This is a genomic window from Streptomyces sp. NWU339 (assembly GCF_003143855.1).
In the GTDB taxonomy this organism is placed as follows: Bacteria; Actinomycetota; Actinomycetes; order Streptomycetales; family Streptomycetaceae; genus Streptomyces.
Window position 1 is genome coordinate 14,678 of sequence record NZ_QFRK01000031.1, and the last position, 26,704, is coordinate 41,381.

The 26,704-nt window shown below is 70.1% G+C and carries 20 protein-coding genes; 9 read left to right on the forward strand and 11 right to left on the reverse strand.

The window, feature by feature from the left end; genetic code table 11:
- Positions 1 to 62 precede the first annotated feature (62 nt).
- Positions 63 to 1,043 carry an NAD(P)H-quinone oxidoreductase gene (locus DIZ27_RS29140; RefSeq protein ID WP_109381446.1) on the forward strand — a complete coding sequence of 327 codons (981 nt, stop codon included), beginning with the start codon at positions 63 to 65 and terminating at the stop codon, positions 1,041 to 1,043.
- A 26-nt stretch (positions 1,044 to 1,069) separates the two neighbouring features.
- Here DIZ27_RS29140 and DIZ27_RS29145 read toward each other — a convergent pair whose 3' ends face one another.
- Positions 1,070 to 1,564, reverse strand: a complete 495-nt coding sequence (locus DIZ27_RS29145) for a hypothetical protein (RefSeq protein WP_181383743.1) — start codon at positions 1,562 to 1,564, stop codon at positions 1,070 to 1,072.
- Positions 1,565 to 2,150: 586 nt separating this feature from the next.
- Here DIZ27_RS29145 and DIZ27_RS29150 point away from each other — a divergent pair.
- On the forward strand, positions 2,151 to 2,693 hold the full coding sequence (locus DIZ27_RS29150; protein ID WP_109381448.1) for a bacterial proteasome activator family protein: 543 nt from the start codon (positions 2,151 to 2,153) through the stop codon (positions 2,691 to 2,693).
- A gap of 114 nt (positions 2,694 to 2,807) precedes the next feature.
- Here the strand turns inward: DIZ27_RS29150 and DIZ27_RS29155 are convergent, their stop codons facing one another.
- Positions 2,808 to 4,466: a protein kinase gene (locus DIZ27_RS29155; RefSeq protein ID WP_109381449.1), complete on the reverse strand. Its 1,659-nt coding sequence runs from the start codon at positions 4,464 to 4,466 to the stop codon at positions 2,808 to 2,810.
- 378 nt (positions 4,467 to 4,844) lie between these two features.
- Here DIZ27_RS29155 and DIZ27_RS29160 point away from each other — a divergent pair, with 378 nt between their 5' ends.
- The 4 genes from DIZ27_RS29160 to DIZ27_RS29175 all read left to right on the forward strand — a co-directional run bounded on the left by DIZ27_RS29160 (position 4,845) and on the right by DIZ27_RS29175 (position 10,901).
- The gene (locus tag DIZ27_RS29160; RefSeq protein WP_109381450.1) at positions 4,845 to 6,467 is read left to right on the forward strand and encodes a protein kinase; all 1,623 of its coding nucleotides are present in this window, start codon (positions 4,845 to 4,847) and stop codon (positions 6,465 to 6,467) included.
- A 669-nt stretch (positions 6,468 to 7,136) separates the two neighbouring features.
- Positions 7,137 to 8,417 (forward strand): pyruvate dehydrogenase (acetyl-transferring) E1 component subunit alpha, encoded by a 1,281-nt coding sequence (pdhA, locus tag DIZ27_RS29165; protein ID WP_109381451.1) that lies wholly within the window; start codon positions 7,137 to 7,139, stop codon positions 8,415 to 8,417.
- Position 8,418: 1 nt separating this feature from the next.
- Positions 8,419 to 9,411, forward strand: a complete 993-nt coding sequence (locus tag DIZ27_RS29170) for an alpha-ketoacid dehydrogenase subunit beta (RefSeq protein ID WP_109381452.1) — start codon at positions 8,419 to 8,421, stop codon at positions 9,409 to 9,411.
- 11 nt (positions 9,412 to 9,422) lie between these two features.
- Entirely contained in the window at positions 9,423 to 10,901 is a 1,479-nt protein-coding gene (locus DIZ27_RS29175) for a dihydrolipoamide acetyltransferase family protein (protein WP_109381453.1), read from the forward strand.
- A gap of 106 nt (positions 10,902 to 11,007) precedes the next feature.
- On the opposite strand, the gene DIZ27_RS29180 is transcribed toward DIZ27_RS29175, so the two are convergent.
- The 5 genes from DIZ27_RS29180 to DIZ27_RS29200 all read right to left on the reverse strand — a co-directional run bounded on the left by DIZ27_RS29180 (position 11,008) and on the right by DIZ27_RS29200 (position 17,775).
- Positions 11,008 to 12,027 (reverse strand): Bro-N domain-containing protein, encoded by a 1,020-nt coding sequence (locus DIZ27_RS29180; RefSeq protein ID WP_109381454.1) that lies wholly within the window; start codon positions 12,025 to 12,027, stop codon positions 11,008 to 11,010.
- 192 nt (positions 12,028 to 12,219) lie between these two features.
- A complete protein-coding gene (locus DIZ27_RS29185) occupies positions 12,220 to 14,844 on the reverse strand; it encodes an aconitate hydratase (protein WP_258308587.1) in 2,625 nt (874 codons plus the stop codon).
- Positions 14,841 to 15,806 (reverse strand): citryl-CoA lyase, encoded by a 966-nt coding sequence (locus DIZ27_RS29190; RefSeq protein ID WP_258308588.1) that lies wholly within the window; start codon positions 15,804 to 15,806, stop codon positions 14,841 to 14,843. Before DIZ27_RS29190 ends, DIZ27_RS29185 begins: the two co-directional genes overlap by 4 nt.
- The gene (locus tag DIZ27_RS29195; protein ID WP_109381456.1) at positions 15,803 to 17,008 is read right to left on the reverse strand and encodes a CaiB/BaiF CoA-transferase family protein; all 1,206 of its coding nucleotides are present in this window, start codon (positions 17,006 to 17,008) and stop codon (positions 15,803 to 15,805) included. The genes DIZ27_RS29190 and DIZ27_RS29195 overlap by 4 nt, the downstream gene beginning before the upstream one ends.
- The gene (locus DIZ27_RS29200; RefSeq protein ID WP_109381457.1) at positions 17,005 to 17,775 is read right to left on the reverse strand and encodes an IclR family transcriptional regulator; all 771 of its coding nucleotides are present in this window, start codon (positions 17,773 to 17,775) and stop codon (positions 17,005 to 17,007) included. Before DIZ27_RS29200 ends, DIZ27_RS29195 begins: the two co-directional genes overlap by 4 nt.
- 166 nt (positions 17,776 to 17,941) lie before the next feature.
- On the opposite strand from DIZ27_RS29200, the gene DIZ27_RS29205 reads away from it, so the two are divergent.
- The 3 genes from DIZ27_RS29205 (at position 17,942) to DIZ27_RS29215 (ending at position 21,594) form a co-directional block, all read left to right on the forward strand.
- Positions 17,942 to 19,273 (forward strand): MFS transporter, encoded by a 1,332-nt coding sequence (locus DIZ27_RS29205; RefSeq protein ID WP_109381458.1) that lies wholly within the window; start codon positions 17,942 to 17,944, stop codon positions 19,271 to 19,273.
- A 15-nt stretch (positions 19,274 to 19,288) separates the two neighbouring features.
- Positions 19,289 to 20,734 carry an MmgE/PrpD family protein gene (locus DIZ27_RS29210; RefSeq protein WP_109381459.1) on the forward strand — a complete coding sequence of 482 codons (1,446 nt, stop codon included), beginning with the start codon at positions 19,289 to 19,291 and terminating at the stop codon, positions 20,732 to 20,734.
- A gap of 356 nt (positions 20,735 to 21,090) precedes the next feature.
- Positions 21,091 to 21,594 carry a MarR family winged helix-turn-helix transcriptional regulator gene (locus DIZ27_RS29215; protein ID WP_109381460.1) on the forward strand — a complete coding sequence of 168 codons (504 nt, stop codon included), beginning with the start codon at positions 21,091 to 21,093 and terminating at the stop codon, positions 21,592 to 21,594.
- Between the two features lie 56 nt (positions 21,595 to 21,650).
- On the opposite strand, the gene DIZ27_RS29220 is transcribed toward DIZ27_RS29215, so the two are convergent.
- The 4 genes from DIZ27_RS29220 to DIZ27_RS29235 all read right to left on the reverse strand — a co-directional run bounded on the left by DIZ27_RS29220 (position 21,651) and on the right by DIZ27_RS29235 (position 26,568).
- Entirely contained in the window at positions 21,651 to 22,931 is a 1,281-nt protein-coding gene (locus tag DIZ27_RS29220) for an acyl-CoA dehydrogenase (protein ID WP_258308589.1), read from the reverse strand.
- Between the two features lie 67 nt (positions 22,932 to 22,998).
- Complete coding sequence (locus DIZ27_RS29225) at positions 22,999 to 24,615, reverse strand: class I adenylate-forming enzyme family protein (RefSeq protein WP_109381461.1); 1,617 nt, start codon at positions 24,613 to 24,615, stop codon at positions 22,999 to 23,001.
- On the reverse strand, positions 24,608 to 25,384 hold the full coding sequence (locus DIZ27_RS29230) for a citryl-CoA lyase (RefSeq protein ID WP_109381462.1): 777 nt from the start codon (positions 25,382 to 25,384) through the stop codon (positions 24,608 to 24,610). The genes DIZ27_RS29225 and DIZ27_RS29230 overlap by 8 nt, the downstream gene beginning before the upstream one ends.
- On the reverse strand, positions 25,381 to 26,568 hold the full coding sequence (locus DIZ27_RS29235; protein ID WP_146229010.1) for a CaiB/BaiF CoA-transferase family protein: 1,188 nt from the start codon (positions 26,566 to 26,568) through the stop codon (positions 25,381 to 25,383). The genes DIZ27_RS29230 and DIZ27_RS29235 overlap by 4 nt, the downstream gene beginning before the upstream one ends.
- Positions 26,569 to 26,704 lie beyond the last annotated feature (136 nt).

Sequence of the window (26,704 nt, forward strand, 5' to 3'; positions counted from 1 at the left end):
CCGACCGGCGGATGGTGCGCGGGCGGCGCGGGTGAAGTGGGTCAGGGAGTAGCGTCGCCCTCATGTATGCGATCACGATTCCCGAACCCGGTGGGCCCGAGGCGCTGGTGTGGGAGCAGGTCCCCGATCCCGTCCCCGGACCGGGCGAGGTGCTTGTCGAGGTGGTGGCCGGTGCCGTCAACCGCGCCGACATCATGCAGCGGCAGGGCTTCTACGACCCCCCGCCCGGCGCCTCCCCCTACCCCGGCCTGGAGTGCTCCGGACGGATCACCGCACTCGGACCCGGTGTGACCGGGTGGGCGGTCGGTGACGAGGTCTGCGCGCTGCTCGCCGGCGGCGGCTATGCCCAGCAGGTCGCCGTCCCGGTCGGACAGCTGCTCCCCGTCCCCAAGGGGCTCGACGTCAAGCAGGCGGCGGCGCTCCCGGAGGTCGTCTGCACGGTCTGGTCGAACGTCTTCATGGTGGCCCACCTCCGCCCCGGCGAGACGCTGCTCGTGCACGGTGGGTCCAGCGGCATCGGCACCATGGCCATCCAGCTCGCCAAGGCCGTCGGTGCCAAGGTCGCCGTCACCGCCGGAACCAAGGAGAAGCTGGACCACTGCGCCGAACTGGGTGCCGACATCCTGATCAACTACCGCGAACAGGACTTCGTCACCGAGCTGAAGGAGGCGACCGACGGCGCGGGCGCGGACGTCATCCTCGACATCATGGGCGCCAAGTACCTGGACCGTAACGTCCAGGCCCTCGCGGTCAACGGCCGGCTCGCGATCATCGGCCTCCAGGGCGGGGCCAAGGGGGAGCTGAACATGCGCACCCTCCTCGGTAAGCGCGCCGCGATCAGCGCGACGTCACTGCGTGCCCGGCCACTGGAGGAGAAGGCGGCGATCGTCGCGGCCGTCCGGGAACACGTGTGGCCCCTGATCGCCGACGGCCATGTCCGTCCCGTGGTCGACCGCGAGCTCCCGATGTCGGAGGCGGCCGACGCCCACCGTGTCGTGGAGGAGAGCGGCCACGTCGGCAAGGTGCTGCTGGTCGCGCCTTAGGGCCGCCGGGTTCGTGGGTCCGGGGTTCAGCTCCGTCGGAGCCTCAGGCCCACGAACGCCAGCCCCAGCCCGAGCCCCATGAGGACCAGCCCGCTCCCCAGCGGCAGGATGCGCACCACGGGCTCGGCGCCGGTGGCGGTGTTCGACGCGGGACTCCGCGACGCCCCGGAGGGCACCGGAACGGCCTCCCCCGACTCCGGCGCCCGACGGGTGCCGTCGGCGCGGCCTTCCTCGGGCACGCGCGTACCGGCTGCGGTGTCCGCGGCGCCCGACGCTTCGGGCAGAACACTGACGCCTGCCTCCTTCGGCCGTCCGGCGTGCGCGCCGTCCCCGAGGCCGGAGGAGTCCGGCACCGCGTTCACACCGCCGCGCTCGGCCTCGCTTCCGCTGTCACGTGGTTCGCCGTCGCGTCCGCCACGCGGATCCGCCTCCCTGGATTTCCCGGATTCTTCAGGCGTCCCGGGCTCCCCGGGTTTCCTGTGATCGCCGGTCTTCTCCGTCTCCTCGCTCCGCTCCGTCACCTCGGGCACCTCCCGCCCCGGCCGCTTCCGCCCTTCCCCCGGCCGGCTTCCGGCCCTGGAGGGCTCGGCGGAGGGCGCCAGCGAGGGCGCACCCGCAGACGAGAAGGGCGAGAGGGGTGAGAGTGGCAAGAGCGGCGAGGGGGGCAAGAGGGGAGAGAAGGACGAGAGAGACGAGAGGGATGAGAGCGGTGAGAGGGGTGCGTGGAAAGGAGAGGGCAAGGGCTCGCGGGACGGCACGTTCGTGTGCTCGTCCGGCGCCTCCTGGCGTCCGGTGCCCGCCCTCTCGGCCCCGAAGGCCGCAGTCGTACCGAAAGACGCCAGGACAGGGTCGTACGGCATCACCACCCCCGCCCCCACCGCCACCCCGAGCACGACGCCCGCTCGCAGGGCGATTCCCGCCCCCACTACACGCAGCCATGGAGTCACGACCGTGACCTCCCGCGCCGGGCCGGTGCTCGTTCACACCGTCGGCTAGATGGGCCGGATGGACTCCCACAGGTTCCCATTCCTCCGCGCACCCGGCATTACGGATACCTCCGTCAGGGGGGCCCGGAAGAGTGCGGCGGGCGTGCGAGAGAATGGCCGTATGGAGATGCCGAGGAACGAACGGTTGCCGGACAATCCGCAGGTACTGGTCGTCGGCCAGGACGGCATGGCGCTCGGTGGCGGCACCGGGGACGAGGACTCCCGCGAGGTTCCGGTGACGGAGCAGGTGGAGCAGCCCGCGAAGGTCATGCGGATCGGCAGCATGATCAAGCAGCTGCTGGAGGAGGTGCGCGCGGCTCCTCTGGACGAGGCCAGCCGGGCGCGGCTCAAGGAGATCCACGCCAGCTCGGTGAAGGAGCTGGAGGACGGGCTCGCGCCGCAGCTGGTCGAGGAGCTGGAGCGGCTCTCCCTGCCCTTCACGGACGAGGCGACCCCGAGCGACGCCGAACTGCGGATCGCGCAGGCCCAGCTGGTGGGCTGGCTGGAGGGCCTCTTCCACGGCATTCAGACCACGCTCTTCGCCCAGCAGATGGCCGCGCGTGCCCAGCTGGAGCAGATGCGCCGCGCCCTCCCGCCGGGCATGGGGGACGGCGGCCAGGAGGAACCCCCGATGGGCGGCCGCGCGGGCGGCCCGTACCTGTAGTCGCCCCGGCGCGGTACATGAACCCCGCGATACATGAACACAGCCCATGAACACAAAGGGGTCCGGCCCGGAAGCCGGGCCCCTTTCACCTGAGCCGCACCCGGGAGTACCCGGTCAGGCGGACGGCGGGTTGCCCGTGGAGACGTAGAGCTGGATCTTGGGCATGTCCTCGGGGTCGACGGCCGTGCCGGCGGCGGGGAACTGGTTCATGACCGCTCCTTCGCCGTAGGTGTTCTCGTCGACGTTGCGCACGTCCAGGTCCCAGCCGGCTTCCTGGAAGCACTGCTTGACCGACCTGATGTACTTGAACTTCAGGTTCGGGATCTCGATCTTGTCGGGGTCGTTGTACGACTCCTTCGGCTCCGTGCACTCGTCAGGGTCGATCGTCCTGGACGGATCGGGCCCCCGGTAGTCGGCCGCCTTGCCGGCGGACGCGGACGCCGACGCGGCGCTGACCCCGCCACCCTGGTCGTCGCCGTTCCCCCCGCCGTTGGACAGCAGGGCCGCGACCAGGCCGCCGACGGCGAGCACGGACACGACGATCGAGCCGATGATCACCGGCTTGTTGTTCCTGCCGCTGCCCGAACCGCCCGGAGCCGGGTTCTGCGGCGACAGGTTGTACGGCGGCGGGGTCGACGGGCCGCCCTGCTGCGGGACGTACGGCGACGGGTGGGGCGTCTGGTAGCCGCCCTGCTGCGGATAGCCGTAACCCACAGACGGCGCGGGGGCCGGAGTGCCGTACGGGTTCGGGTGCGGGGCCGGCTGGTACGGCGTCTGGACGCTGCCCCGGGCCCCCGGCGCCGACGACTGGCCGACCGGCGGGAACACCGCGGAGCCGACGCCCGAGCCGCTCTGCCCGTGGGTACCGGGGACGATGCTCGGCGGGGCCGCCTGGAAGGACTGGCCCACCCGCAGGCACTCGCCGCGCATGGCCTCGGCGCTGGGGAAACGCTCGTTCGGATTCTTCTTCAGCGCGCGGGTGATCAGCGCGTCGACGGCCGGGGGCAGCGAGCGGTTGACCGAGGAGGCGAGCGGCGGCTCCTCCTGCACGTGCGCGTACGCGATGGCCAGCGGCGAGTCCGCGTCGAACGGGAGCCGCCCGGTGACCAGTTGGAAGAGCATGATGCCGACCGAGTACAGGTCGGAGCGCGCGTCGACGCCCCGGCCGAGCGCCTGCTCGGGCGAGAGGTACTGCGGGGTGCCGACGACCATGCCGGTCTGCGTCATCGACGTCACGCCGGACTGCATGGCGCGGGCGATGCCGAAGTCCATCACCTTGACCACGCCGCGCTTGGTCATCATCACGTTGCCCGGCTTGATGTCCCGGTGGACCAGGCCCTTCTCGTGGCTGATCTCCAGGGCGGCCAGCACGTCGGCGGTGATCTTCAACGCCTTGTCGGCGGGCATCGCGCCCTGCTGCCGCACGTCCTCGTCGAGCACGGAGCCGAGCGGGCGGCCCTCGACGTACTCCATGACGATGTACGGCGTCGTCATGCCGTCCACATCGTCCTCGCCGGTGTCGAAGACCGAGACGATGTTGGTGTGCGTGAGCTTCGCCACGGCCTGGGCCTCGCGGCGGAAGCGCTCGCGGAAGGCCTGCTCCCGGCCGAGTTCCGTGTGCAAGGTCTTGATGGCGACCTGACGGTCGAGCACGCTGTCGTACGCGAGGTGGACCGAGGCCATGCCGCCCTGGCCGAGCAGGTCCCGCAACTGGTAGCGGCCACCGGCGAGCGCCCGCCCCGCGTTCCGGCCCTGTGCGCCGTCCTGGCTCATGTTCCGCGTCCCCCGTAGCCTCTCCGGCGCTGCCGTCGGCGACCGATGCCTTGTAGATCTGAGTAGATCGAATGCGCTATTCCCGGCCAAGTCTGCCGCAGGCCACCGGCACGTCAAGCACGGGGCCCGTTCCGTGACGGTACGGAAAAGAAGCGTCGCGGAAGCGTTACCGAGGACGTGCGGCCGAAGCACTCCCTGGTACACAGAGGCACACAGAATTTGCATGACGATACGGAGAACGGGTTTCATGGCCGGTCCGTCTCGTGCTGGTCCTGGCAACCCGTCTCGGACCGGAGGCCCCCGTAGAGGCTGTAGCGTGGCCGACGGAGACCGTGACAACACCGCGCGCACCGCGGGCAGAAACGACGGCGAGGACCGATGGCACAGCAGCAGCGCGCTCAGGGCCCGTCCGACCCCGAGGCGACTGGCGGCGGAATGTCGGACGCGCCGGACAACTGGGGTAACGGCGGGCTCATCGGCGACGGCCGTTACCGGCTGACGCACCGACTCGGCCGGGGCGGCATGGCCGAGGTGTTCGCCGCCGAGGACGTGCGTCTCGGGCGTACGGTCGCGGTCAAACTGATGCGTGCCGATCTCGCCGAGGACCCGATCGCCAAAGCGCGTTTCACGCGCGAGGCGCAGTCGGTGGCGGGTCTCAACCACCATGCGATCGTCGCCGTGTACGACTCCGGTGAGGACACGGTGGGCGGCCAGGCCGTGCCGTACATCGTCATGGAGATCGTCGAGGGCCGCACGATCCGCGATCTCCTGCTCAACGCCGAGGCGCCCGGCCCCGAACAGGCGCTGATCATCGTCTCCGGTGTGCTGGAGGCTCTGGCCTACTCGCACCAGCACGGCATCGTGCACCGCGACATCAAGCCCGCCAACGTCATCATCACCAACAACGGCGCCGTGAAGGTGATGGACTTCGGCATCGCCCGCGCGATGCACGGCGCGTCCACGACGATGACGCAGACCGGCATGGTCATGGGCACCCCGCAGTACCTCTCGCCCGAGCAGGCGCTCGGCAAGGCCGTCGACCACCGGTCCGACCTGTACGCGACCGGCTGCATGCTGTACGAACTCCTGGCGCTGCGGCCCCCGTTCACCGGTGAGACGCCGCTGTCCGTGGTCTACCAGCACGTTCAGGACATCCCCACGCCCCCGTCGGAGGTCTCGGACGCCAGCCCGCCGGAGCTGGACGGGCTCGTCATGCGCTCACTCGCCAAGGAGCCGGACGACCGTTTCCAGACGGCCGAGGAGATGCGCGGACTGGTCCAGTACGGGCTGCAGATGCTCTACGACCAGGGCGGCCACACCGGCACCTGGAACACCGGCGTGGTGGACATGCACGACGGCCGGCACACCCCGTCGGCCGGTTTCGCCGGTACGACGGCGATGCCGCACCCGGACGCCACCGGCACCGCGGCCATTCCGCAGCCGATCCTGCCCAACCGGTACGGCGGTGGGGACGACGGCGGCTTCGAGGGCGGCGGCAACCGGGGCAGCGGCCGCGGCAAGCTGTGGATCCTCGCGGTGCTCGCGGTGATCGCCATCACGGCGGGTGTCGCGCTGGCGTTGAACAGCAGCGGGGCGGACAAGGACACCGACCGGCCGGTCGAGTCCCCGAGCTCCTCGCAGTCCAGCGAGGAGAAGGAGAAGAAGCCCAGCGAGTCGCCGAGCGACGACGCCACCGAGGAGCCGCCGGCGCCGGGCAACACGGACACCGGCACCGGCAACGGCTACGGCAACGGGTCCGGGGGCAACAACAACTGGCCCCCGTCGTACCCCCAGTCCCCGACGCCGTCGGACGACCAGTCGCAGCCCGAGGACCCGACGGACGACCCGACGGACGTCCCGACCACGCCGACGGACAACCCGACGGACGAGCAGCCGCCGCCACCGACGAACCCGGACCCGGAGACGGGCGGCGCGGACGGCGGCCCGGTCAACGGCGGCACGGAGGGCGGCGGAGACATCGGCGCCGTGACCGGCGGCTGACCGAGGGCGGGCCCTGCGCCCGCCCCGTGAGCGCCTCCGGTAGCCGTTGAGGCGCATCCACCACACGCGGCGCACCGCCGCGGCCGCGACCCCGCCCCGGCCGAGCAGGCTGAACGGGTGGATGTCGCCGCACACACCCCGCGTGCCCCGCGCGGCGGACGCCGGTCGGCGTGCCGCCGCGCCCAATGGGGGCGCGTGAGGCACGGGGGCGGTCCACATGAGCGCGACGCCCCGCCGGATGGCCGATCCTCGCGCACCCCTGTGAGCTGCGAATTGTCTCACTCAGTAGTTATTAGTCGCATCATGTGCTCATTCTGGCGCGGGGTGCGACACTCAACCCTTCCCGAGCCCGGGGTCCCCGGGATAACGTGCCGTTGCCCCGGCCTCCTGCAAGGCTGTGACCAGCGCGCCTTCCCGGCCTTTCCGATTTACTTGGAAATCCAAGCAAAATCCCAGGTCAGGGAGGGTTTCACAGAAATGTGGCGCACTGGGTAACGTGCTTGTTGCAGGTCGCTCGCCGGGGCACCTGTCACGCCTGTTCCCGGCCGAGCGGCACCCACCCCGTGCCCGTGGTCGAGAAGAGGTGAGCCTCCCCCAGGCCTTGACGAGCTGGAGGAGGACCCCAGACCTACCGGCAACCCCGGGGGTCGGACCGACGGAGGAGCACACGTGACCGTGGAGAGCACTGCCGCGCACGCACCGCGACGCAGCGCCGGAAGCAACGCCGGCGCCACCGGCACCAAACGCACCACCAGCACCACTGCCAAGAAGACCACCGCGGCCAAGAAGGCCACCGCGGCCAAGAAGGCCACCACGGCCAAGAAGGCCGCCACGGCCAAGAAGGCCGGCGGCACGGTGAAGAGTGCCGAGCCCCACCTCGTGCAACTGCTGACGCCCGAGGGCGAGCGCGTCGAGAACGCCGAGTTCGACCAGTACGTCGAGGGCATCACCGCCGAGGACCTCCGCGGCCTGTACCGCGACATGGTGCTCACCCGCCGCTTCGACGCCGAGGCGACCTCGCTGCAGCGCCAGGGCGAGCTGGGCCTGTGGGCCTCGCTGCTGGGTCAGGAGGCGGCGCAGATCGGCTCCGGCCGGGCGCTGCGCGACGACGACTACGTCTTCCCCACCTACCGCGAACACGGCGTCGCCTGGTGCCGCGGGGTGGACCCGACCAACCTGCTCGGCATGTTCCGCGGCGTCAACAACGGTGGCTGGGACCCGAACGGCAACAACTTCCACCTGTACACGATCGTCATCGGCTCCCAGGCGCTGCACGCCACGGGCTACGCGATGGGCGTCGCCAAGGACGGCGCGGACAGCGCGGTGATCGCCTACTTCGGCGACGGCGCCTCCAGCCAGGGCGACGTGGCCGAGGCGTTCACCTTCTCCGCGGTCTACAACGCCCCGGTGGTGTTCTTCTGCCAGAACAACCAGTGGGCGATCTCCGAGCCGACCGAGAGGCAGTCCCGCGTCCCGCTGTACCAGCGCGCGCAGGGCTTCGGCTTCCCGGGCGTGCGGGTGGACGGCAACGACGTGCTGGCGAGCCTCGCCGTCACCCGGTGGGCCCTGGAGCGGGCCCGCGGCGGTGAGGGGCCGACGCTGATCGAGGCGTTCACCTACCGCATGGGTGCCCACACCACCTCCGACGACCCCACCCGCTACCGTCACGACGACGAGCGGGCCGCCTGGGAGGCCAAGGACCCGATCCTGCGCCTTCGCCGCCACCTGGAGTCCGCACACCACGCGGACGAGGGATTCTTCGCGGAACTGGAGAGCGAGAGCGAGACGTTGGGCAAACGAGTGCGCGAAGTGGTCCGCGCCATGCCGGACCCGGACCACTTCGCCATCTTCGAGAACGCGTATGCGGACGGACACGCCCTCGTCGACGAGGAGCGGGCGCAGTTCGCCGCCTACCAGGCGTCGTTCGACGACGTGGACGGGGGCAAGTGACATGGCGGAGACCGTGACATCCAAGAACATGGCCCTGGCCAAGGCGATCAACGAGTCGCTGCGCCGTGCCCTGGACACCGACCCCAAGGTCCTCGTCATGGGCGAGGACGTCGGCAAGCTCGGCGGCGTGTTCCGGGTGACGGACGGGCTGCAGAAGGACTTCGGCGAGAGCCGCGTCATCGACACCCCGCTCGCCGAGTCGGGCATCGTCGGCACGGCGATCGGCCTCGCCCTGCGCGGCTACCGCCCGGTGGTCGAGATCCAGTTCGACGGTTTCGTCTTCCCGGCGTACGACCAGATCGTCACACAGTTGGCGAAGATGCACGCCCGTTCGCTGGGCAAGGTGAAGCTCCCGGTCGTCGTGCGCATCCCCTACGGCGGCGGCATCGGCGCGGTCGAGCACCACTCCGAGTCCCCTGAGTCGCTGTTCGCCCATGTGGCGGGCCTGAAGGTGGTCTCCCCGTCCGACGCGTCGGACGCGTACTGGATGATGCAGCAGGCCATCCAGAGCGACGACCCGGTGATCTTCTTCGAGCCCAAGCGGCGCTACTGGGACAAGGCCGAGGTCAACACCGAGGCGATCCCCGGACCGCTGCACACCGCGCGCGTGGTCCGTGAGGGCACCGACCTGACGCTGGCGGCCTACGGGCCGATGGTGAAGCTCTGCCGGGAGGTCGCGGACGCCGCCGCCGAGGAGGGCCGCTCCCTGGAGGTGCTGGACCTGCGCTCGGTCTCCCCGCTCGACTTCGACTCGATCCAGGCGTCGGTGGAGAAGACCCGCCGCCTGGTCGTCGTCCACGAGGCACCGGTGTTCTTCGGTTCGGGCGCGGAGATCGCCGCGCGGATCACGGAGCGCTGCTTCTACCATTTGGAGGCCCCGGTCCTGCGGGTGGGCGGCTACCACGCCCCGTACCCGCCGGCCCGCCTGGAGGAGTCCTACCTCCCGGACCTGGACCGGGTGCTGGACGCCGTCGACCGCTCGCTGGCGTACTGAGGGAGAGGGTCGTGACGACGATGACGAACGCGTCCGTACGCGAGTTCAAGATGCCGGACGTGGGCGAGGGCCTCACCGAGGCCGAGATCCTCAAGTGGTACGTCCAGCCCGGTGACACGGTCACCGACGGCCAGGTGGTGTGCGAGGTCGAGACGGCGAAGGCGGCCGTCGAACTCCCCATCCCCTACAACGGCGTGGTCCGCGAGCTGCACTTCCCCGAGGGCACCACGGTGGACGTGGGCACGTCCATCATCGCGGTGGACGTCTCGGGCGGTGCGGCACCGGCGGCGGAGGAGGCACCCGCCCCGGTCGCCGAGCCCGCTGCCGCACCGGCCGAGCAGTCGGCGAAACCGGAAGCGGAGCCGGCGACGGGCTCGGGCCGCCAGCCCGTGCTGGTCGGCTACGGCGTGGCGACGTCCGCCACGCGCCGCCGCCCCCGCAAGGCAGCGCCCGAGGTCTTCGCCCAGCAGGCGGCGGCCACGGCGGTCCAGGCGGAGCTGAACGGCCACACCCCGGCCCCGGCAACCGCCCCGGCGTCCCCCGTCGGGCAACCGGTCGCCGACGGACGACTGCGCCCGCTGGCCAAGCCGCCGGTGCGCAAGCTGGCGAAGGACCTCGGCGTCGACCTGGCGACGGTCACCCCGACCGGCCCGGACGGCATCATCACCCGCGAGGACGTCCACGCGGCGGTGGCCGCGACCCCGGCATCCGCGGTCCCGGCACCCGCGGCCCCGGCTGCCACCCCGGCCGTCCCGGCCCCGACTCCGGCCCCGGTGTCGTACGACACGGCGCGCGAGACCCGCATCCCGGTCAAGGGCGTCCGCAAGGCGACGGCGGCGGCGATGGTCGGCTCGGCGTTCACGGCGCCGCATGTCACCGAGTTCGTCACGGTCGACGTGACGCGCACGATGAAGCTGGTCGAGGAGCTCAAGCAGGACAAGGAGTTCACCGGCCTGCGGGTGAGCCCCCTGCTGCTGATCGCCAAGGCCCTGCTGGTCGCGATCAGACGCAACCCCGAGGTCAACGCCTCGTGGGACGAGGCGGCCCAGGAGATCGTGGTCAAGCACTACGTCAACCTGGGCATCGCGGCGGCCACTCCGCGCGGCCTGATCGTCCCGAACATCAAGGACGCCCACGCCAAGACGCTGCCCCAGCTCGCCGAGTCCCTCGGTGAACTGGTGTCCACGGCCAGGGAGGGCAGGACCTCCCCGTCCGCGATGCAGAACGGCACGGTGACGATCACCAACGTCGGCGTCTTCGGCGTCGACACGGGCACGCCGATCCTCAACCCCGGCGAGTCGGCGATCCTCGCCGTCGGGGCGATCAAGCTCCAGCCGTGGGTCCACAAGGGCAAGGTGAAGCCCCGTCAGGTCACCACCCTGGCCCTGAGCTTCGACCACCGCCTGGTCGACGGCGAACTCGGCTCCAAGGTCCTGGCCGACGTGGCCGCGATCCTGGAACAGCCGAAACGGTTGATCAGCTGGGCGTGACGGGTACCGATCGGGTAGCGTCAGGGACCTGAAGGGGGCGGTCGCAACTATGTTTTGCGACCGCCCCCTTCGTCTTGCCCCAGGGCGTCTGATGCCCGATCAGGGCTCAGACCTGGTGGAGCACATACACGGGTGTCCCGTCCTCCGCGCCACCCTGTGACCGGATGCAGGCGTGCTTGCGCAGCATGCGCAGGCACTCGTTCACACGGCGCACCGGCAGACCCGTACGGGCCGCGATCGATTCGAGCGGCTCACGGAGCTCGCCCCTCTCGACGAGAACGGGGGCGATGACCACGGCCACCGCCCACACGTCCTCCGTCACGGACAGCCGCTGCCGCCAGTCGGCCAGGACCGTTTCGGTGGTGGGCGGCGCAGTGAGGTGGACCTTGGGCGGCCGACGTTCGAGGACGAGGGTGTCGAACCGGTCCGCGATGCGTTCCATCGCCCGGACCATGGCCTGCTGCACGGCGAGGGTCGACTGCTGCACGGCGAGGGTCGCCTGTTGTACGGCGAGCGTGCCCTGCTGTGCGGCCAGCATCTCCCTCTGCGTGGCCAGCGTCTCCTTTTGCAAAGCGATCGATTCACGCTGCCCGTCGGCCAGCTCCTCGTCCAGCTGAAGGTTGTGCGCCTCCAGCCGGACGATGGCCTCGGCAACCTGTTCCGGCATGGCGTAGGCGATGGGAGCACCTGGCTCGGGTGACTGCACCTCGGCCTTGTCGAGAGAGTAGGAGCCCTCGCGCTGAACGGTCTCGATGACTTCGGCGACCCACTGCTTGAAGGGCGCGCAGGCCGGTTTGGTGCAGGCGTTGACGAGAAGGATGAGACCTTGCAGAGAGATGACTTGCAAGTCTCGACGCCACTCTCTACCTGCGGGAACGCTGAGACCGTAACCTCCAGTTACGGTCTCGAGAATCTCTCGGTGCTCTTCGGGAACATGGTCTGCGAGAGCCTTCCGAGAGTTGGTGTGTCCGAGTTCCTTGCACACGTCCACCGCCGGGAACCAGTGGCTTCCGTCCGGCATGGTCAGCCTCCGCACCCGGGCGCCGGTCGCCGCGTACACGAAGTCGCTGACGTCGATCGCCTCGTGCCGCTCGGCATGCTTCGGGCGTTTGCTCGGTTCGTTCATGCGAACCACCTCCGCTGCGGAACGTAGAGCGGGGCGGAGTGAATATGCCAGCTGGTTCGAGGATGTTCACGACTGTGAGCGAAGATGCTCGAAACCGCTGTCCCGGCCGAGGGGAGTGTGTATGGCGGGCGGCAGCGTGAGGTGGGGGAAAGGGGCCCACCGGAAGGGGTGGGCCCCGTGTGCGTGGGCCGCTTACCCGGAGACGCCCCTGTCGGCCGCCTGGGTGGACAACAGGTGTCCGAACAGTCCGCCGGCGCGGAGCCAGTCCAGTTCCAACGGGGTGTCGATGCGACACGTGGCGGCGCCGTCCCACAGCACGTGGTCGCCGCGACGGACCCGGACGGTGGCGTTCGTCGATGACGCGAGGTCGTCGATGCCGAGGAGGTCGATCTCCTCGGTGCCGTCGAACAGGTCGGGGGACGGGCCGTCCCATTGGATCGGCAGGACGCCGAGGGCGACCAGGTTGGTGCGGTGGATGCGTTCGAAGCTCCGTGCCAGCACCGCGCGCACACCGAGGAGCCGAGTGACCTTGGCCGCCCAGTCGCGTGCGGAGCCCGCTCCGTACAGGTCGCCCGCCACGAGGACGAGCGGGGTGTCCCGCGAGCGGTGGTACTCGGCCGCGATGTGGACGGGCACCGGGGGCTCGTCGGGCGCGGTGCGGGTCCAGCCGCCTTCCCTGTCGGGGGCCAGGTGGTTGGACAGGCGCGGGTTCGCGAAGCCGCCCCTGATCATGACGTCGTGGTTGAGGCGGCGGGAGCTGAAGGTGCCCAGAGCCCGCTCGTCGACTCCTCGCTCGATCAGCCATCGGCCCGCGGCGGATTCGGACAGGATCCGTGCGACCGGCGAGATGTGATCGGTGGTCACCGCGTCACCGAGCACCAGCAATGGACGGGCGCCCAGCAACTCTCCGCCGACCGCCGGTCTGGTCAGGTCCGCGTCGGTGAACGGGGGCCGTCGGATGCTGCCGGCTTCGCCGTCCCACGGGTAGGTGTCGTCCCGTGGATGGTCGAGCGCCAGCCATCGCTCGGTGGTCAGGGGCCGGCGGGCTCCGCGGCCCAGCGAAGCGGCCTCATGGGCGGACAGCAGCTCGTCGATCTCACTCTCGTCCGGCCAGAGGTCGGCGAGGACGACAGGTGAGCCGTCGGCGGCATGACCGAGGGGGTCGACCTCCAGGTTCGTCCGGACGTTGCCCGCCAACGCGTAGGCCACGACCATGGCCGGCGAGGCGAGGTAGGCGTGCGCGACCTCGGGGTGGATGCGGCCGGTGAAGTTGCGGTTCCCGGAGAGGACCGCGGCCAGGGCGGTGTCCTCGGCCCGCGCCGTCGCGTCGAGTACCGGGCTCAGGGGGCCGGAGTTGCCCATGCAGGTGCCGCACCCGAATCCCGCGACGTGGAAGCCGAGTTCGTCGAGGTGCTTCTGCAGACCGGCCGAGGCCAGGAGGTCCGCCGCCGACCTGGAGCCCGGTGTCAGTGAGGTCTTCGTCCAGGCCGCCGACCGGAGACCCGCTTCGACCGCGTTGCGCGCCAGGAGGCCTGCGGCGAGCAGGGAGCGCGGGTTCGAGGTGTTGGTGCAGCTCGTGATCGCCGCGATGGCCACGTCGCCGTCCTGAGGCCCGGCGGCGCCACGGGATGCGGGGACCTCGGCCGGGCTGAGCGCTTCGTGTGGCCGCGTGGGTCCTGCGAGGGTGGTCGAGATCGAGTCCAGTGCGACGGTCAGCTCGGTGTCGTAGCGCGGGACCGGGACTGCCGGATTGTGCAGCAGGCCCTGTGCCTTCAAGTACTGCTCGGTCAGGTGGACCTGTTCGGGCGAACGACCGGTGGTCGCCAGGTACGCGATGGTGCGGCGGTCGGCCGGGAACCACGCCATGGTCGCGCCGTACTCCGGAGCCATGTTGGCGACCGTCGCGCGATCGGGCACCGACAAGGAGGACAGACCCGGGCCGTGGAATTCCACGATGGACCCCACGACATTCAGCTCACGCAGTCGTTCGGCCAAGGTCAGGGCCAGGTCGGAGGCGAAGACGCCCGGGGCGAGCCGTCCGGTGAGCTCCACACCGACGACGTGCGGCACACGGATCATGATGGCCTGACCGAGCGCGGCGGCGGTGGCCTCGATCCCTCCCACGCCCCAGCCGGTGACGCCCAGGGCGTTGATCATCGTGGTGTGCGAGTCGGTTCCGACCAGTGCGTCGAGCGCGGCGATCCGCGTGCCGTCGGACTCCTCGGTGGTCACCACCGGGGCGAGGACCTCGAGGTTCAGCTGATGGCAGATGCCCACGCCGGGAGGTACGACCCGGAGTCCGGGAAGCCGTTCCTGGGCCCACCGCAGGAACCGGTAGCGATCGTGGTGCCGCGCGTACTCCAGGTCGATGTTCCGTGGCGCCGCGGCTCCGCTCGCGTACTCGTCCACCTCCAGGGCGTGGTCGACGACCAGGTCGAGCGGCAGCACCGGCTCGAGCGCCGAGCCGTCCAGGCCGTCGGCGGCGGCCCGCTCGAGCAGGGTGATCAGGTCGGCCAGGACCGGAATGCCGGACGCGTCCTGCAGGAGGACCCGGCCGGGGAAGAACGGGACCGCCGCGGTTTCGTCCCGTCGAGTGATCGCATGGACATGCTCGGGGAGTACCTGCGGATGTCCCTGGTGGCGCAGGATGCCCTCCACCAGCGTCCTCAGCGACCAGGGCAGGTCACTGAGGGGCCCGGCGCCGTTGGCCTCGGCGTCGGCCAGACTGTAGTACTGCAGAGGAACCCCGGGTGCGCCCTCGACCGGCAGCTCCCTGAGGCACCCGAACGCGTCCGACGCGGTGAACTGCGTGCTCATGGCGTGTCCGTGGTCTCGGCGGTCTCGGTGGCCCATGTTCGTTCCGCGTGGCCGGCATAGGTCGGGAGGAGCGGCGGAGGCATCGGACCCTTGATACGGCGGCCGCTCTGGGACTCCTCCCAGCTGTGGGCCAGCACACCGACGGACCTCGACAGGATGAAGAGTCCACGGGCGAGTTCGGCGGTGAAGCCGAGCTCGGCGTAGATCACGGCGGTGGCGCCGTCGATGTTCATCGGGATGGGGCGCTCCCGCCCGACCGACAGGTGGGCCTCCAACTCCAGGGCTGCGGCGAGGTGACGACCGGAGACGACCCCGGCGTCGACGGCTTCCTGGACGAACTCCAGGAGCGGGTCCCGGCGCGGGTCGCGGGGGTGGAACCGGTGACCGAAACCGGGGATGTAGGCCCGGCGTTCGCGGTGGGCGGCGACCTCGGCGGCAACGGCCTCCTCGAGGGAGACCGGGACGGGGGAGGAGACGCCGTCAGCGCCCTCGCCGCCTCCGCTCGCGGTGACCAGTCGCTGCAGGAGCTCGACGCACTGCTGCCCGGCACCGCCGTGGACGTCCCCGAGCAGTCCGACACCGGTGGACATCGCGCCGTGCAGTCCCACACCGCACGTGGCGGCCATGCGGGCCGCCGCGATGGAGGGCGCCTGTGGTCCGTGGTCCACCGCGGCCACGAGTGCCTTCTCCAGAAGCGCCGCCTGGGCGGGGGACGGCATCGAGCCGCGGACCATGGTCCAGACGGTCTCCACGAAGCTTGCCCGGCGGATGAGGTCCTGGACCGGGTATCCGCGGAACCGGATGACGCCGGGCTCGATGTCCGACACCTCGGTGGTCCACCAGTCGGCCACCTTGCGGGTGGTCACGGCGTCGAGTGCCGCGGCGCGTGCCGGCGTGGTCCGGTCCACGGGCTCGTTCCGGCCCGCGCCCGCGCTGTCGGTGGTGTCCGGTCGGGTTCTCATATGGCTCCCTCCTCGCGGAAGTCCTCGATCTGGTCGGCGGTGAACCCGATCTCGCGCAAGATCTCCTCGGTGTGCTCGCCGAGTGCGGGGGGCGGCGAGGAGGGTTTCACCGCCTGCCCGTCGACATGGGTCGGCAGTCCCAGGACCTGGACGGTTCCGGCCGGCGCGACGGGCATCCGCACCTCGGAGACCAGTTCCCGGTGCTCGACCTGTGCCGAGGTGAGCGTTTCGGGGACCGACATCACCGGAGCGGCCGGGACCCCCGTGTCCAGCAGGACCTCGTCCCATTCGGCGGCGGTCTTCTCCTTGAGCGAGATCTCGAGCTCGTCGCGCAGGAGTTCACGGTTGCGCTTGCGGTCCTCGCGGGTGACGAAGCGGGGATCGGTGACGAGTTCCTCGCGATCGAGGACCGCGCACAGCGTCTCGAACTGTTCCTGCTTGTTGGCCGCGATGTTGAGCATGCCGTCAGCGGTGGCGAAACTGCCCGACGGCGCCGAGGTCATGTTCTCGTTGCCCATGGGTACGGGCTCCTGGCCGGTCACCAGGTGGTTGGAGACCACCCAGCCCATGGAGGTGATGGCCGCGTCCAGCATGGAGGTGTCGAGACAGGCGCCCTGTCCCGTCTGCCGCTGTCTGACGACGGCGGCGCACACGGCCATGGCGGCGGCGAGGCCGCCGAAGCTGTCGCAGACCGGGTAGCCGACGCGCAAAGGCGCGGACCGGGTGTCACCGGTCACGCTCATGATGCCGGAGAGGCCCTGGATCACCTGGTCGTACGCCGGGCGGCCGCGCATCGGCCCGGTGGCGCCGAAGCCGGAGACGGCACAGTAGATCAGACGGGGGTTCAGTTCCCGCAGTCGCTCCCAGCCGAAGCCGAGGCGCTCGAGGACCCCTGGGCGGAAGTTCTCCAGGAGCACGTCGGCATCGGCCAGCAGTTGTTCGAACACCTTCTTGCCGCCGTCGGTCTTGAGGTTGACCGTCACGGACCGTTTCCCGGAGTTCTGGGCGAGGAAGGAGACGCCCATCCGGGCAGCGCTCAGTTCGGGATCGGCGCCGAGCTGGCGTGCCAGGTCACCGCTCCCGGGTGTCTCCACCTTGATCACATCGGCGCCGAGCAGGGCGAGTTGATAACCGGCGAACGGTCCGGCGAGCACATTGGTCATGTCCAGGACTCGAACGCCCTCGAGCAGGTCTGCGGTCACAGGAAGGCCTCCACGGTGCCGAGCCCGACAGCGCTGATCTGCCGGGCTGCTTTGGTTACGGCGTCGACGTACTGGGTGACTCGGTCGGCGGTGAACCGAGAGGTGGGGCCGCTCATGGAGAGCGCGGCGAGGAGACGACCGTCGGCGGCCGTGATCGGAGCCGCCACCGCGGAGGCACCCAGTTCGCGATCGCCGTGCGTGATGGCGAAGCCGGCCTCGCGGGTGCTCGCGGCCCCGGTGCGCAGGTCCTTCGCGTCGACGCGTGCGTCCTGTTCGGACAGGGCGTCCAGCACGGTGTCCGGGCAGCCACCGAGGAGCACTCTGGCCGCGGCGCCCCCGGTCATGGGGTACGGCTCACCGACTCGCACCACGCTCCGTACGGTCGTGGTGCCCTCGACCTGGGCCACGCAGATGCGGTGCAGATCCTGGCGGATGTAGATGTTCACCGTCTCTCCGCACTCGTCGCGCAGGGCCGTCATCACCTGCCGGGCCTCGGCGCCCACCTCCCACATCGCCTCGGCCAGCTTGACCCACCGCAGGAACGCGGGACCGACGCTGTAGGTCGATTCGCCGGGGCTGGTGATGATCCCCGGGTTGCTGAGCGTGCTGAGCAGACGGACGACCGTCGACTTGGGCAGACCGGTGAACTCGACGAGTTCACGCAGTGAGCGGACCCTGTGCTCGCCGTCGAAAGCTCTCAGAAGGTCGAAGGCACGAGTCACGCTGCGCACGCCGCCGTCGGCTGCGGCCGCTGAAGGCAATGTCATGCCACCAGCATAGGTCCATCAGGTGGTTCAGGTAAACCGTCTACTGGATTGAACATGCATTGACGTGGCGAGTTCCGCGTGATTCCATCCGTGACACGCGCCACAGAACCGTCAGGTGGGTGAAGCGAACCATCCAGTGGTCAGCGCAGACTGGCGAGGAGAATCCATGACCATCACCTCGAACCTCGAGGAACAGCGCAGAACCGAAGCCGGCGATCCGAGCATGGCGCGGCGAGCCGCCGTCGCCGGCGGTGTCGGTACCGTCATCGAGTACTACGACTTCAGCGTGTACGGCTTCCTCGCGCTGACCCTGGCACCGCTGTTCTTCCCCCAGCAGGACCCGGCCACGGCGACGTTGGCGGCGCTGGCCCTGTTCGCCTCGTCCTACGTGGTGCGGCCGGTCGGCGGATGGTTCTTCGGCATCCTCGGCGACAAGCGGGGCCGGCGCTTCTCGCTCGTGGCGACCGTCCTGCTCATGTCCGTTGCCTGCGTCGCGATGGGCCTGCTGCCCACGCACGCCGACATCGGTATCGCGGCGACGGTGGCGATCGTCCTGGTGCGCCTGGTGCAGGGATTCGCGGCCGGCGGCGAGATCGGCGGCGCGGCCACGTATGTCGCCGAACTCGCGCCTCCCGGACGCCGTGGCCTGTACGGCAGCTCGACCGCGATCGGGGCGACGCTCGGCTTCGCCGTGGCCGCGGCCGTGGTGGGAGCGGTCCGCCTCGGTTTCAGCCCGGAGCAGATGGCGTCCTGGGGGTGGCGGGTTCCGTTCCTGCTGTCGGCCGTCTTCGCCGTCCTGGCCATGTGGGCGCGGCTGCGCATCGAGGACAGCCCGAAGTTCAAGGAACTCGAGGAGCGTCGCGACGGAGCGGCCGTGGAGAAGCGCCCGCTCATGTCGGTGATCCGGGACCACCCGGTCTCGGTGCTGCGCGTGCTCGGCCTCTCGATCGCCCTGAACGGAACCGTCTACATCGGGCTCACCTACTTCGGGATCTTCCTGGAGCTGAAGGGCAACGTCTCGCCCGTCGCGGTTTCCTGGACCGCTGCCGTGGGCATCGCGCTCGCGGCCATGACCTATCCGTTGCCCGGCCTGCTCTCGGACAGATTCGACCGGAAGCCCATCCTGGTCACCGCCTACCTCGCGTTCATGGTGATCGCCTGGCCCGCTTTCCTCGTCCTGTCCCACACGAGCAGCCTGCTGGCGGTCGGCCTCGTCTACTTCGTCTTCATGTTCTTCAGCGGGTGGGTGCAGGTGCCCACCTGGGCGCTGGTCGCCGAACTCTTCCCGACGAAGGTCCGCTTCACCGGCATCGCGCTGGGATACAACCTGGGGGCGATCGTCGCCGGCGGAACCGCGCCGTTCATCGCCGAGAGCCTCGTGCAGAGCACCGGGTACGACACCAGCCCGGCGGGCTGGATCATCCTGGTCGCACTGATCGGTCTGCTCAGCGTCGCCTCGGTGGGACGGACCGCCTCCAAGTCGCTTCCGCACCTCTGAGGGAGAGGGGAACCCATGGGCAACACCACGGCGGACAGCCACATCGCACCGCCTGACTCCACCCTCGATCCCGAGGAGCGGATCGCCCGCTTCGTGGCTCACACGCAAGCCGCCGACATTCCCGCGGAGGTGCTCGACGTCGCCCACCAGGTCCTGAGGACCGTGTGCGGCACCGCGGTCGCGGGAGCCGCGCAGGACGGGATCGCCGAACTCCGGCAGTTGGTCGTCACCCAAGGGGGGCGGGCGGAGGCCAGGTCCTTCGTCCACGGAGACCACCTGACGGCCCAGAGCGCCGCGCTGCTCAACGGCTCCATGGCGCGTGCGCTGGACTACTGCGACACCATGGTGCCCGGACTTCATCTCGGGTCCTCGGTCGTGCCCGCGGCATTCGCCGCCGCGGAGCTGCGCGGAGGCTGCACCGGGGCCGAACTCCTGGCCGCGCTGGCCGTGGGTCTCGAGGCAGGTGTGCGGTTCAACCTCACCGAGGAGCAGTACGGCGGGCTGGATCCGACGGGCGTCGCCGGCCTGATGGGAGCCACCGCTGCCGCGGCGCGGGCCGCCGGTCTCGACGCGGAGCACACGCTGCACGCGCTGGCACTCTCCTTCAACCGTTGTTCGGCGAGTTTCCAGAGCAATGTCGACGCGTCCCTGGCGGTGCGGCTCATCCAGGGATGGACCGCGGCCTCGGCTGTGCAGAGCGTGCAGTTCGCCCAGGCCGGACTGACCGGGCCCCGTCACTTCATCTCCGGCCCGTTCGGATACGCGCGACTGTACGCACGAGGCGAGCGCTCCCCGGAGTCGTTCGCCGACCGGATCGGCCGTCATTACGACCTGGGGGGGATCTTCTTCAAGAAGTACCCGAGTTGCGGGCTCACCCAGGGAGTCACCGAGTCGGCCCTCCTGGCGCTGGGGGACGACTCGGTGAACACGCGGGAGGTCGAGCGGGTGGACGTCTTCCTGCCCGACTTCGCCTTCAAGCTCATCGGCAAACCCTTCGAGGCCGGTACCAACCCGCGGGTCAACGCCCAGTTCAGTGCGCAGTACTGCGCTGCGAACGCTCTGGAGCGGGGATCGTCGTCGCTCAGACACTTCGAACCCGAACAGGTCGCCGAACTGGGCGCATCCGCGATGATCTCGCGGATCCACGTGCACTTCGACCCGGCACTCACCGGCCATTCGGCGTCGCGGTTCGAGCTGCGCACCGCTGACGGAGGCCGGTGGGTCAGAACCCTCGAGATCGGTCCGGGATATCCGGGCAACCCGCTCACTCCTGAGGACCACGCGCAGGGGTTCGACGACTGCGTGGGCTACGCGCCCTGGGGCCTGCGGCCCGAACAGGTGCGGGACCTGAAGAGAATGACCTCGGACCTTGCCGCGGTCCAGGACATCCGTGATGTCGTGTCCGCGTTGATCAGTCCGAGCGCGGTGCCACTGGCGACTCGTGGGAGTCGTGCGGCGTGATCGAGGGAGGAGTCCGTGCGGATCGATTCCGCACGGACTCCTTGTCGTTGTGCCGGGCTCGTCGTGTCAGGCCGTGTCAGGCCGTGACGGGGCGGATCGGAGCCGGCGAGGTCCGGCGCCGTCCTCTCCGCCGGCCCACCGCCCCGGGCGTGCTCGACGCCGTCGACCGGGAGACCCGGCGGGCCGGCCACGACCGGGACCTTCACAAGGCCGCCTCAGGAGCGGCATGATCATCACAACGGGGAAGCGGGGCAGGCCGCATGGCCTGCCTAGACTGTTTCCCGAGCAGAAGAGACCGCGCAGCCACGGATGTGAGACAGCCGTCTCGCATCGACAAGACTCCGGGAGGCCACCCCATGAGCGACGAGCTCGATGAGTTCTTTGTCGAGGAGGTCGAGGGGGGCGACGGGGAGAAGTCCAAGACGCTGAACCTGGCCGACAACCCGACAGTCCTCCTGGTGTGGGCCGCCAACCGTTTCAACCGGAGCTTCTCCCGGCACTACCAGAACGAGTTCGGCATCAGCGCGATGGAGTGGCGGATGCTGGTGATGCTCTGCAAGGAACCGGATGTCCCGGTGACCGCCGCCAGCCCTGCCGTGGGCTACGACAAGGGCGCGGTCAGCCGGTCGCTGAGCAAGCTGGCCAAGCTCGGCCTGGCGGAAGCCAAGGTCCTCGGCAACAACCCGCGCAACCGGCTGTGGCATCTCACGCCCGCAGGGTACGAACTCCACGACCGGATCCTCAGGTCGGCTCTGGAACGCCACAAGCAGGTGCTCGCCGGATTCACTCCCCAGGACGTGGAGAAGTTCAACGAGATGCTCAGGCTCTTCGGCGAGAACGCCGAGAACCTGCCGGAGTGACGGCAAGCCGGGGCCGGCGCCATGGGAATGGCGCCGGCCCCGGCCGGAACACCGCCTCAGGCGGGACGTCGCTGATCCTCGACCACTCCGAGCGGTGTCGGCACGACGGTCCCCGTGGTGTCGAGGAGCGGGCCGATCCAGTCCGTCGCCCGGGCCTGGTAGTTGTTGATCGCGTGGGTCTGCGTCGCCATGAGGTCCGTCAGATAACGCCCGAACGGCTGTGCGTTGTAGATGCCGGTGCCGCCCGCGACGCGGTACAACTCGGTGCCGTACCGGGCCGCGCGTGCGGGGATGTGCGCGGACTGGAAGCGGAACTCCTCCAGTCGCTCGTCGCTGACCTCGGGACCTCCGCCGGCCTCGGAGATCATCGCGGCGTAGTTGGCGTACAGTCGCCCCTTCGCCTCCGAGACGAAGGAGTAGGCCTCGGCCAGCGCGAGGGCGGTGGCCGGGTCGACCCTGGGCCGGCGTTTGCCCCTGTTGAACTCCACCAGGGCGTCCGCCATGCCCTTCAGGGCGCCGAGCGCCGTCGGTGCCTGGGTGGCCCGTGAGAAGACCTGGAAGAACGGGAGCCTGAACAGCAGACCCGTGTTGAGCGCCAGGCCCGGTGCGGTTCTCCGGTGCACCTCGGTCCAGGTCAGGCTCCGGTGGTCGGGAACGAACGCGTCCTCGACCACGATGTCGTTGCTGCCGGTGGCCCGCAGACCGGACACGTCCCAGTTGTGGACGATCTCGTAGTCCTCGCGCGGGAGCAGCAGCACGTGGCTGCCGACCGGCCCTGGTCCGGGGGTCGGTTCGCCCTCGATGTTGGCCCCGAGCAGCGCCCAGTCGCAGTAGTCGCTGCCGGAGGAGAAGGACCACCGTCCGGACAGGCGGTACCCGCCGTCCACCCGCCTGGCCGTCTGGGGTGCGTACGGCGAGCTGATCAGGGTGGTCGTGTCCGAGGACCAGACGTCGGACTGTGCGCGGGGGTCGAAGAAACCCAGGTGGAAGTGGTGGATGCCGACCACGCCCAGGACCCACCCCACCGAGGGGTCGCCCTCGGCGAGGATGGAGGTCACCTCGAAGGACTCGATGGGAGTGAGCTCGTACCCGCCGTGGGCACGGGGCTGCAGCATCTGGAAGAAGCCGGCCCGCTGCATGTCCGCGATCGTCTCGGGCAGCAGCCGGTCCTGCCGGGCCTGCCGCGCCGCTCGCTCCTTGAGGACCGGGACCAGGTCCCGGGCCCGCCGCACCAGCGGCGAGGTGCTGAAGTCGCCCAGGAGGAATGCGTGGACGTCTCCGGTCGGTTCGACGTCACCGGTCAACCGGTCGGGGTGCAGCGCGAGGAGCTCGGTCATGGGGCGTTCCTTTCCGCGGTCGTGCAAGGCTGCTGTGGCAGGTCCACTGGCGGGACGTGTGAGGGGTTCACCTGGGCCCGGGCCGGGCCGGCTGCTGGTCGGCGGAGACGTCGACCTCACGGGCCCGGTCGCGCAGAGTGGCGTCTGCCCTCAGGAGGTGTTTGGCGACCTTCCCGGTCGGTGTGAGCGGCATGTCCTGGGTGAGGAGGACGTAGCGGGGCCGCTTGATGCGGGCCAGCCGGGCGCCGCAGAAGTCGGCGACCTCCTGCTCGGTCAGGAGGGAGTCCGCACGGGGCGTGGCGACCAGCAGGATGTCCTCGTCGCCCATCTCGGACGGCACTCCGACCGCGGCCGCCAGCACCACCTCCGGGTGTTCGGCGACCACCCTGTCGAGCTCGGCTCCGGAGACGTTCTCGCCCCGCCGGCGGATGATGTCCTTCTTCCGCGCGACGAAGTAGTACCAGCCGTCCTCGTCCCGTCGCACCAGATCGCCGGTCCTGAACCAGTCGCCCTCGAAGGCGTCGGCCGTCTGTTCGGGTTCGCGGAAGTACTCCAGCATCACGATGGGCGTCCGTACCCAGAGCTCCCCGACCTCGCCGTCGGGAACGTCCGCACCGGCTTCGTCCACGATGCGGCACTGCGCCCACGGCCGTGCGGGATCAGGATGCCGGCAGAGCCTGCCCATGCTGCCCGGCCTGGCCTCCGCGTCGTACGGGGTGCTCAGGATGCCCGGGATCTCGGTCATGCCGTACCCGCCCACCAGGTGGGGCACCTCGAACCGCTCCCGGAACGCTCGTGTGCTCGCCTGCCGGATCCCGTAGACCTTGCGCAGACCGTGGCCGGGCACGTACTCGTCGCCGGGCCGGTTGAGCAGGATCGCGCTGATCGCCTCGATCATGTTGACCTGCGTCGCGCCGAGCCGCTTGACCGTGGGCCAGAAGCGCGAGGCGGAGAAACGCGGTTCCAGCAGGAGGGTGGCACCGGCGGCGAGCGCTCCGGCCACGGAATAGAGCAGGCCGTTGACGTGGAACAGTGGAAGGATGGTGAGCACCCGGTCGTGCGGCTGCAGCCGCACCCGCTCCACGAAGCTCTCTCCGGCGGCGATCACGCTCTGCTGGCTGTGCAGGACGCCCTTCGGGAAACCGGTGGTCCCCGAGGTGTAGATCATGACGCACGGAGCCTGCCGGTCACCGCCGCCCAGCTCGATCGGCTCGGCGTCGAGGAGCCCGCCGTCGAGCCGCTGGATCCAGGCGGAGCTGTCGACGTCGTCGCGTGCGGCCTCGGCGACCGGTTCGGCGGCCTCGTCGCAGAGGATCGCCCGGGCACCCGACTGACGGAGCACGTAGGCCGCTTCCTCCGCCTTGAAGTCGGGGTTGACGGGCACGAACACCGCACCCAGCCCGGCGGCGGCCAGCAGGGCGAGTACATGCCAGTCGCTGTTGCGGCCCATGACGAGCACCCGGTCCCCGGCCTCCACCCCCCTGTTCCGGAGGTGGCCGGCCAGCCGTCCCGTCGCGTCGGCGGCCTGGGCCCAGGTCCATGAACGCTCACCGCACACCAGCATCGGACGGTCCGGATCCGCCGCGGCCCGGCCGGCCACCAGGTCGATCAGGGTGTCATCGTGCTCCCGGTAGAGAGCGAGCACCTCGGCCGAGGTGTACCGATCGCCCCACTCATCAGTCATGCGTGGTCTCCTCGGGATCCGAGTACGGGATGCCCTCCCTGGTGAGCTGCCAGATGGTGCGGGCGGAGGGCTGGGCGAACTCCTCCACCACATGGCCGAGCAGACCGCCGGCCCGGGACACCACGGCAAGTCCGCGACCGGCCTTCAGCGGGATCCCGATCTCCAGGAACAGCGCGGCGATGGCACCCGTGGCGTTGATGGTGAGGTGACGGCCGCCCCGGGCCGCGTCCACCTCGCGGCTCAGCCGCCGCAGCAGGTCGACGTAGCGGCCGGTGATTCCGTTCTCCTCGGCCACTTCGAGGAGGGTGACCGCGCGCGGGTCGTCCGGCTTGTGCAGGCGGTGGCCGAATCCCGGTACCGGCCGCTTGGCGCTCACGTACTCCTCTGCCACGCGCTTGCAGTAGGCGTCCGGGTCCTCGCCGCTCTCGACACCCTCCACCAGCAGTTCGGCGCAGCCCTCCATGGTCCCGGCGAACACCGGCCCGACCGACAGCAGTCCGGCGGCGATCGCCACCTGCACGTCGTCCGGCACGCTGTCGGCTGCCAGCCTGGTGATGATCGACGTGGGGGTCCACCCGTGCTCCATGAGCGTGACCAGGCAGGCGTCGAGAACCCGTGCTTCGGGCGGCGTGGGCATCCGGCCGACGGACAGGAAGTAGATCATGTCCGTGAAGCTGTGCCGGCCGATGAGGTCCTCGCACAGGTCCTTCCCGCGGACGGTGATCGAGGTCGCGTCGGAGGTCGCGATGTGGGTGCGGCTGCTGGTCACTGTGCGGTTCCTGACTCCGGTGCCGGCGCGGAGCCGACCAGTTCGTCGTGGTATTCGTCGAGCGCGGGCGCCGTGGTGCCGAAGCCCGCTCGCACGCCGTTGATGCTCAGCGGCAGCCCGGTGAGCTTGAGCCGGTCGTCGGCGTTGTCCAGGACGATGTCCATGGCGTGGGTCTGGGGGTGCTCCAGCACCTGCGGGATCGAATGGATGGGTGCGCACGGCACGCCGGCGCGCTCCAGACACGCGATCCAGTCGGCGACGGTGCTGCGGCCGACGAGTTCGGAGATGAGCGGAAGCAGCGTGGCCCGGTTCTCGTTGCGCGCGGCGTTCGTGGCGAAGCGGGGGTCGCTCGCCCACTCGGGCTTCTCCAGGGCCGCGGCCAGCTTGGCGAACAGGCGGTCGTTGCCCGCGGCGATGATGAACGGGCCGTCCGACGCCTCGAACGCGCCGTAGGGAGTCAACGAGTTGTGGCCGGTACCGACCCGGGGCGGGATGGTGCCGGTCGCCCCGTAGTCCGCGATGTGCCGTCCCGCCCAGCTGACGGCCGTCTCCAGCAAGGAGGTCCTCACCTCACCGCCGACCCCCGTCGACTGGCGTTCCAGGACCGCGGCGAGCACGCCGATCACGGTCCACATGCCCGTTCCGAGGTCGACGACCGACGGACCCACCCGGGAGGGCGGACCGCTCGGGTCACCGTTGATGGCGATGAGACCGGAGAAGGCCTGCAGCAGCGGCTCGTAGCCGGGGCGGTTCGCCATCGGACCGGTGTGACCGAACGCCGACATCGAGCAGTAGATCAGCCGGGGGTTCACGGCCCTGAGCGTCTCGGCGTCGGCCCCGAGCTTGTTCTCGACGCCCGGGCGCAGGTTGTGGATGAAGACGTCGGCGTCGCGGATGAGGTCGAGGAAGACCTTGTAGTCGGCCTCGTCGTCCAGCGACAGCACGACGGACCGCTTGTTCCGGTTCATCATGTGGAAACTGACCGAACTGTCGCCCACGAACGGCGGGCCCCAGCCGCGCGCGTCGTCCCCGCCGGGCTTCTCGACCTTGATGACCTCGGCGCCGAGGTCACCGAGAATCAACGAGGCGTACGGGGCGGCCAGGTTCTGGCCCATCTCGACGACCTTCAGGCCCGGAAGCATTCCGAGCGGCTTACCCGCTCCCTCGTTTCCCCGAACTCCCACAGCTTTCTCCTAGCGGCTTGGGCCCGGGCACTGGAGAACCCGGCGCGGACCAATCAAGTTGTTGTGGTGTCAACAGCATCCTCAGGTCAACTTGTTGTGTTGTCAACAGCAATCCGGGGCGCTCCCCCCGACCGCT

Coding starts and splice junctions, on each gene's coding strand:
- DIZ27_RS29185 (WP_258308587.1), bottom strand. CDS start 14,844: ATGAGCACGCAGTTCACCGCGTCGGACGCGTTCGGGTGCCTCAGGGAG.
- DIZ27_RS29190 (WP_258308588.1), bottom strand. CDS start 15,806: ATGAGAACCCGACCGGACACCACCGACAGCGCGGGCGCGGGCCGGAAC.
- DIZ27_RS29220 (WP_258308589.1), bottom strand. CDS start 22,931: ATGACCGAGCTCCTCGCGCTGCACCCCGACCGGTTGACCGGTGACGTC.
- DIZ27_RS29225 (WP_109381461.1), bottom strand. CDS start 24,615: ATGACTGATGAGTGGGGCGATCGGTACACCTCGGCCGAGGTGCTCGCT.
- DIZ27_RS29170 (WP_109381452.1), top strand. CDS start 8,419: ATGGCGGAGACCGTGACATCCAAGAACATGGCCCTGGCCAAGGCGATC.
- DIZ27_RS29215 (WP_109381460.1), top strand. CDS start 21,091: ATGAGCGACGAGCTCGATGAGTTCTTTGTCGAGGAGGTCGAGGGGGGC.
- DIZ27_RS29200 (WP_109381457.1), bottom strand. CDS start 17,775: ATGACATTGCCTTCAGCGGCCGCAGCCGACGGCGGCGTGCGCAGCGTG.
- DIZ27_RS29210 (WP_109381459.1), top strand. CDS start 19,289: ATGGGCAACACCACGGCGGACAGCCACATCGCACCGCCTGACTCCACC.
- DIZ27_RS29160 (WP_109381450.1), top strand. CDS start 4,845: ATGGCACAGCAGCAGCGCGCTCAGGGCCCGTCCGACCCCGAGGCGACT.
- DIZ27_RS29140 (WP_109381446.1), top strand. CDS start 63: ATGTATGCGATCACGATTCCCGAACCCGGTGGGCCCGAGGCGCTGGTG.
- DIZ27_RS29155 (WP_109381449.1), bottom strand. CDS start 4,466: ATGAGCCAGGACGGCGCACAGGGCCGGAACGCGGGGCGGGCGCTCGCC.
- DIZ27_RS29180 (WP_109381454.1), bottom strand. CDS start 12,027: ATGAACGAACCGAGCAAACGCCCGAAGCATGCCGAGCGGCACGAGGCG.
- DIZ27_RS29150 (WP_109381448.1), top strand. CDS start 2,151: ATGGAGATGCCGAGGAACGAACGGTTGCCGGACAATCCGCAGGTACTG.
- DIZ27_RS29205 (WP_109381458.1), top strand. CDS start 17,942: ATGACCATCACCTCGAACCTCGAGGAACAGCGCAGAACCGAAGCCGGC.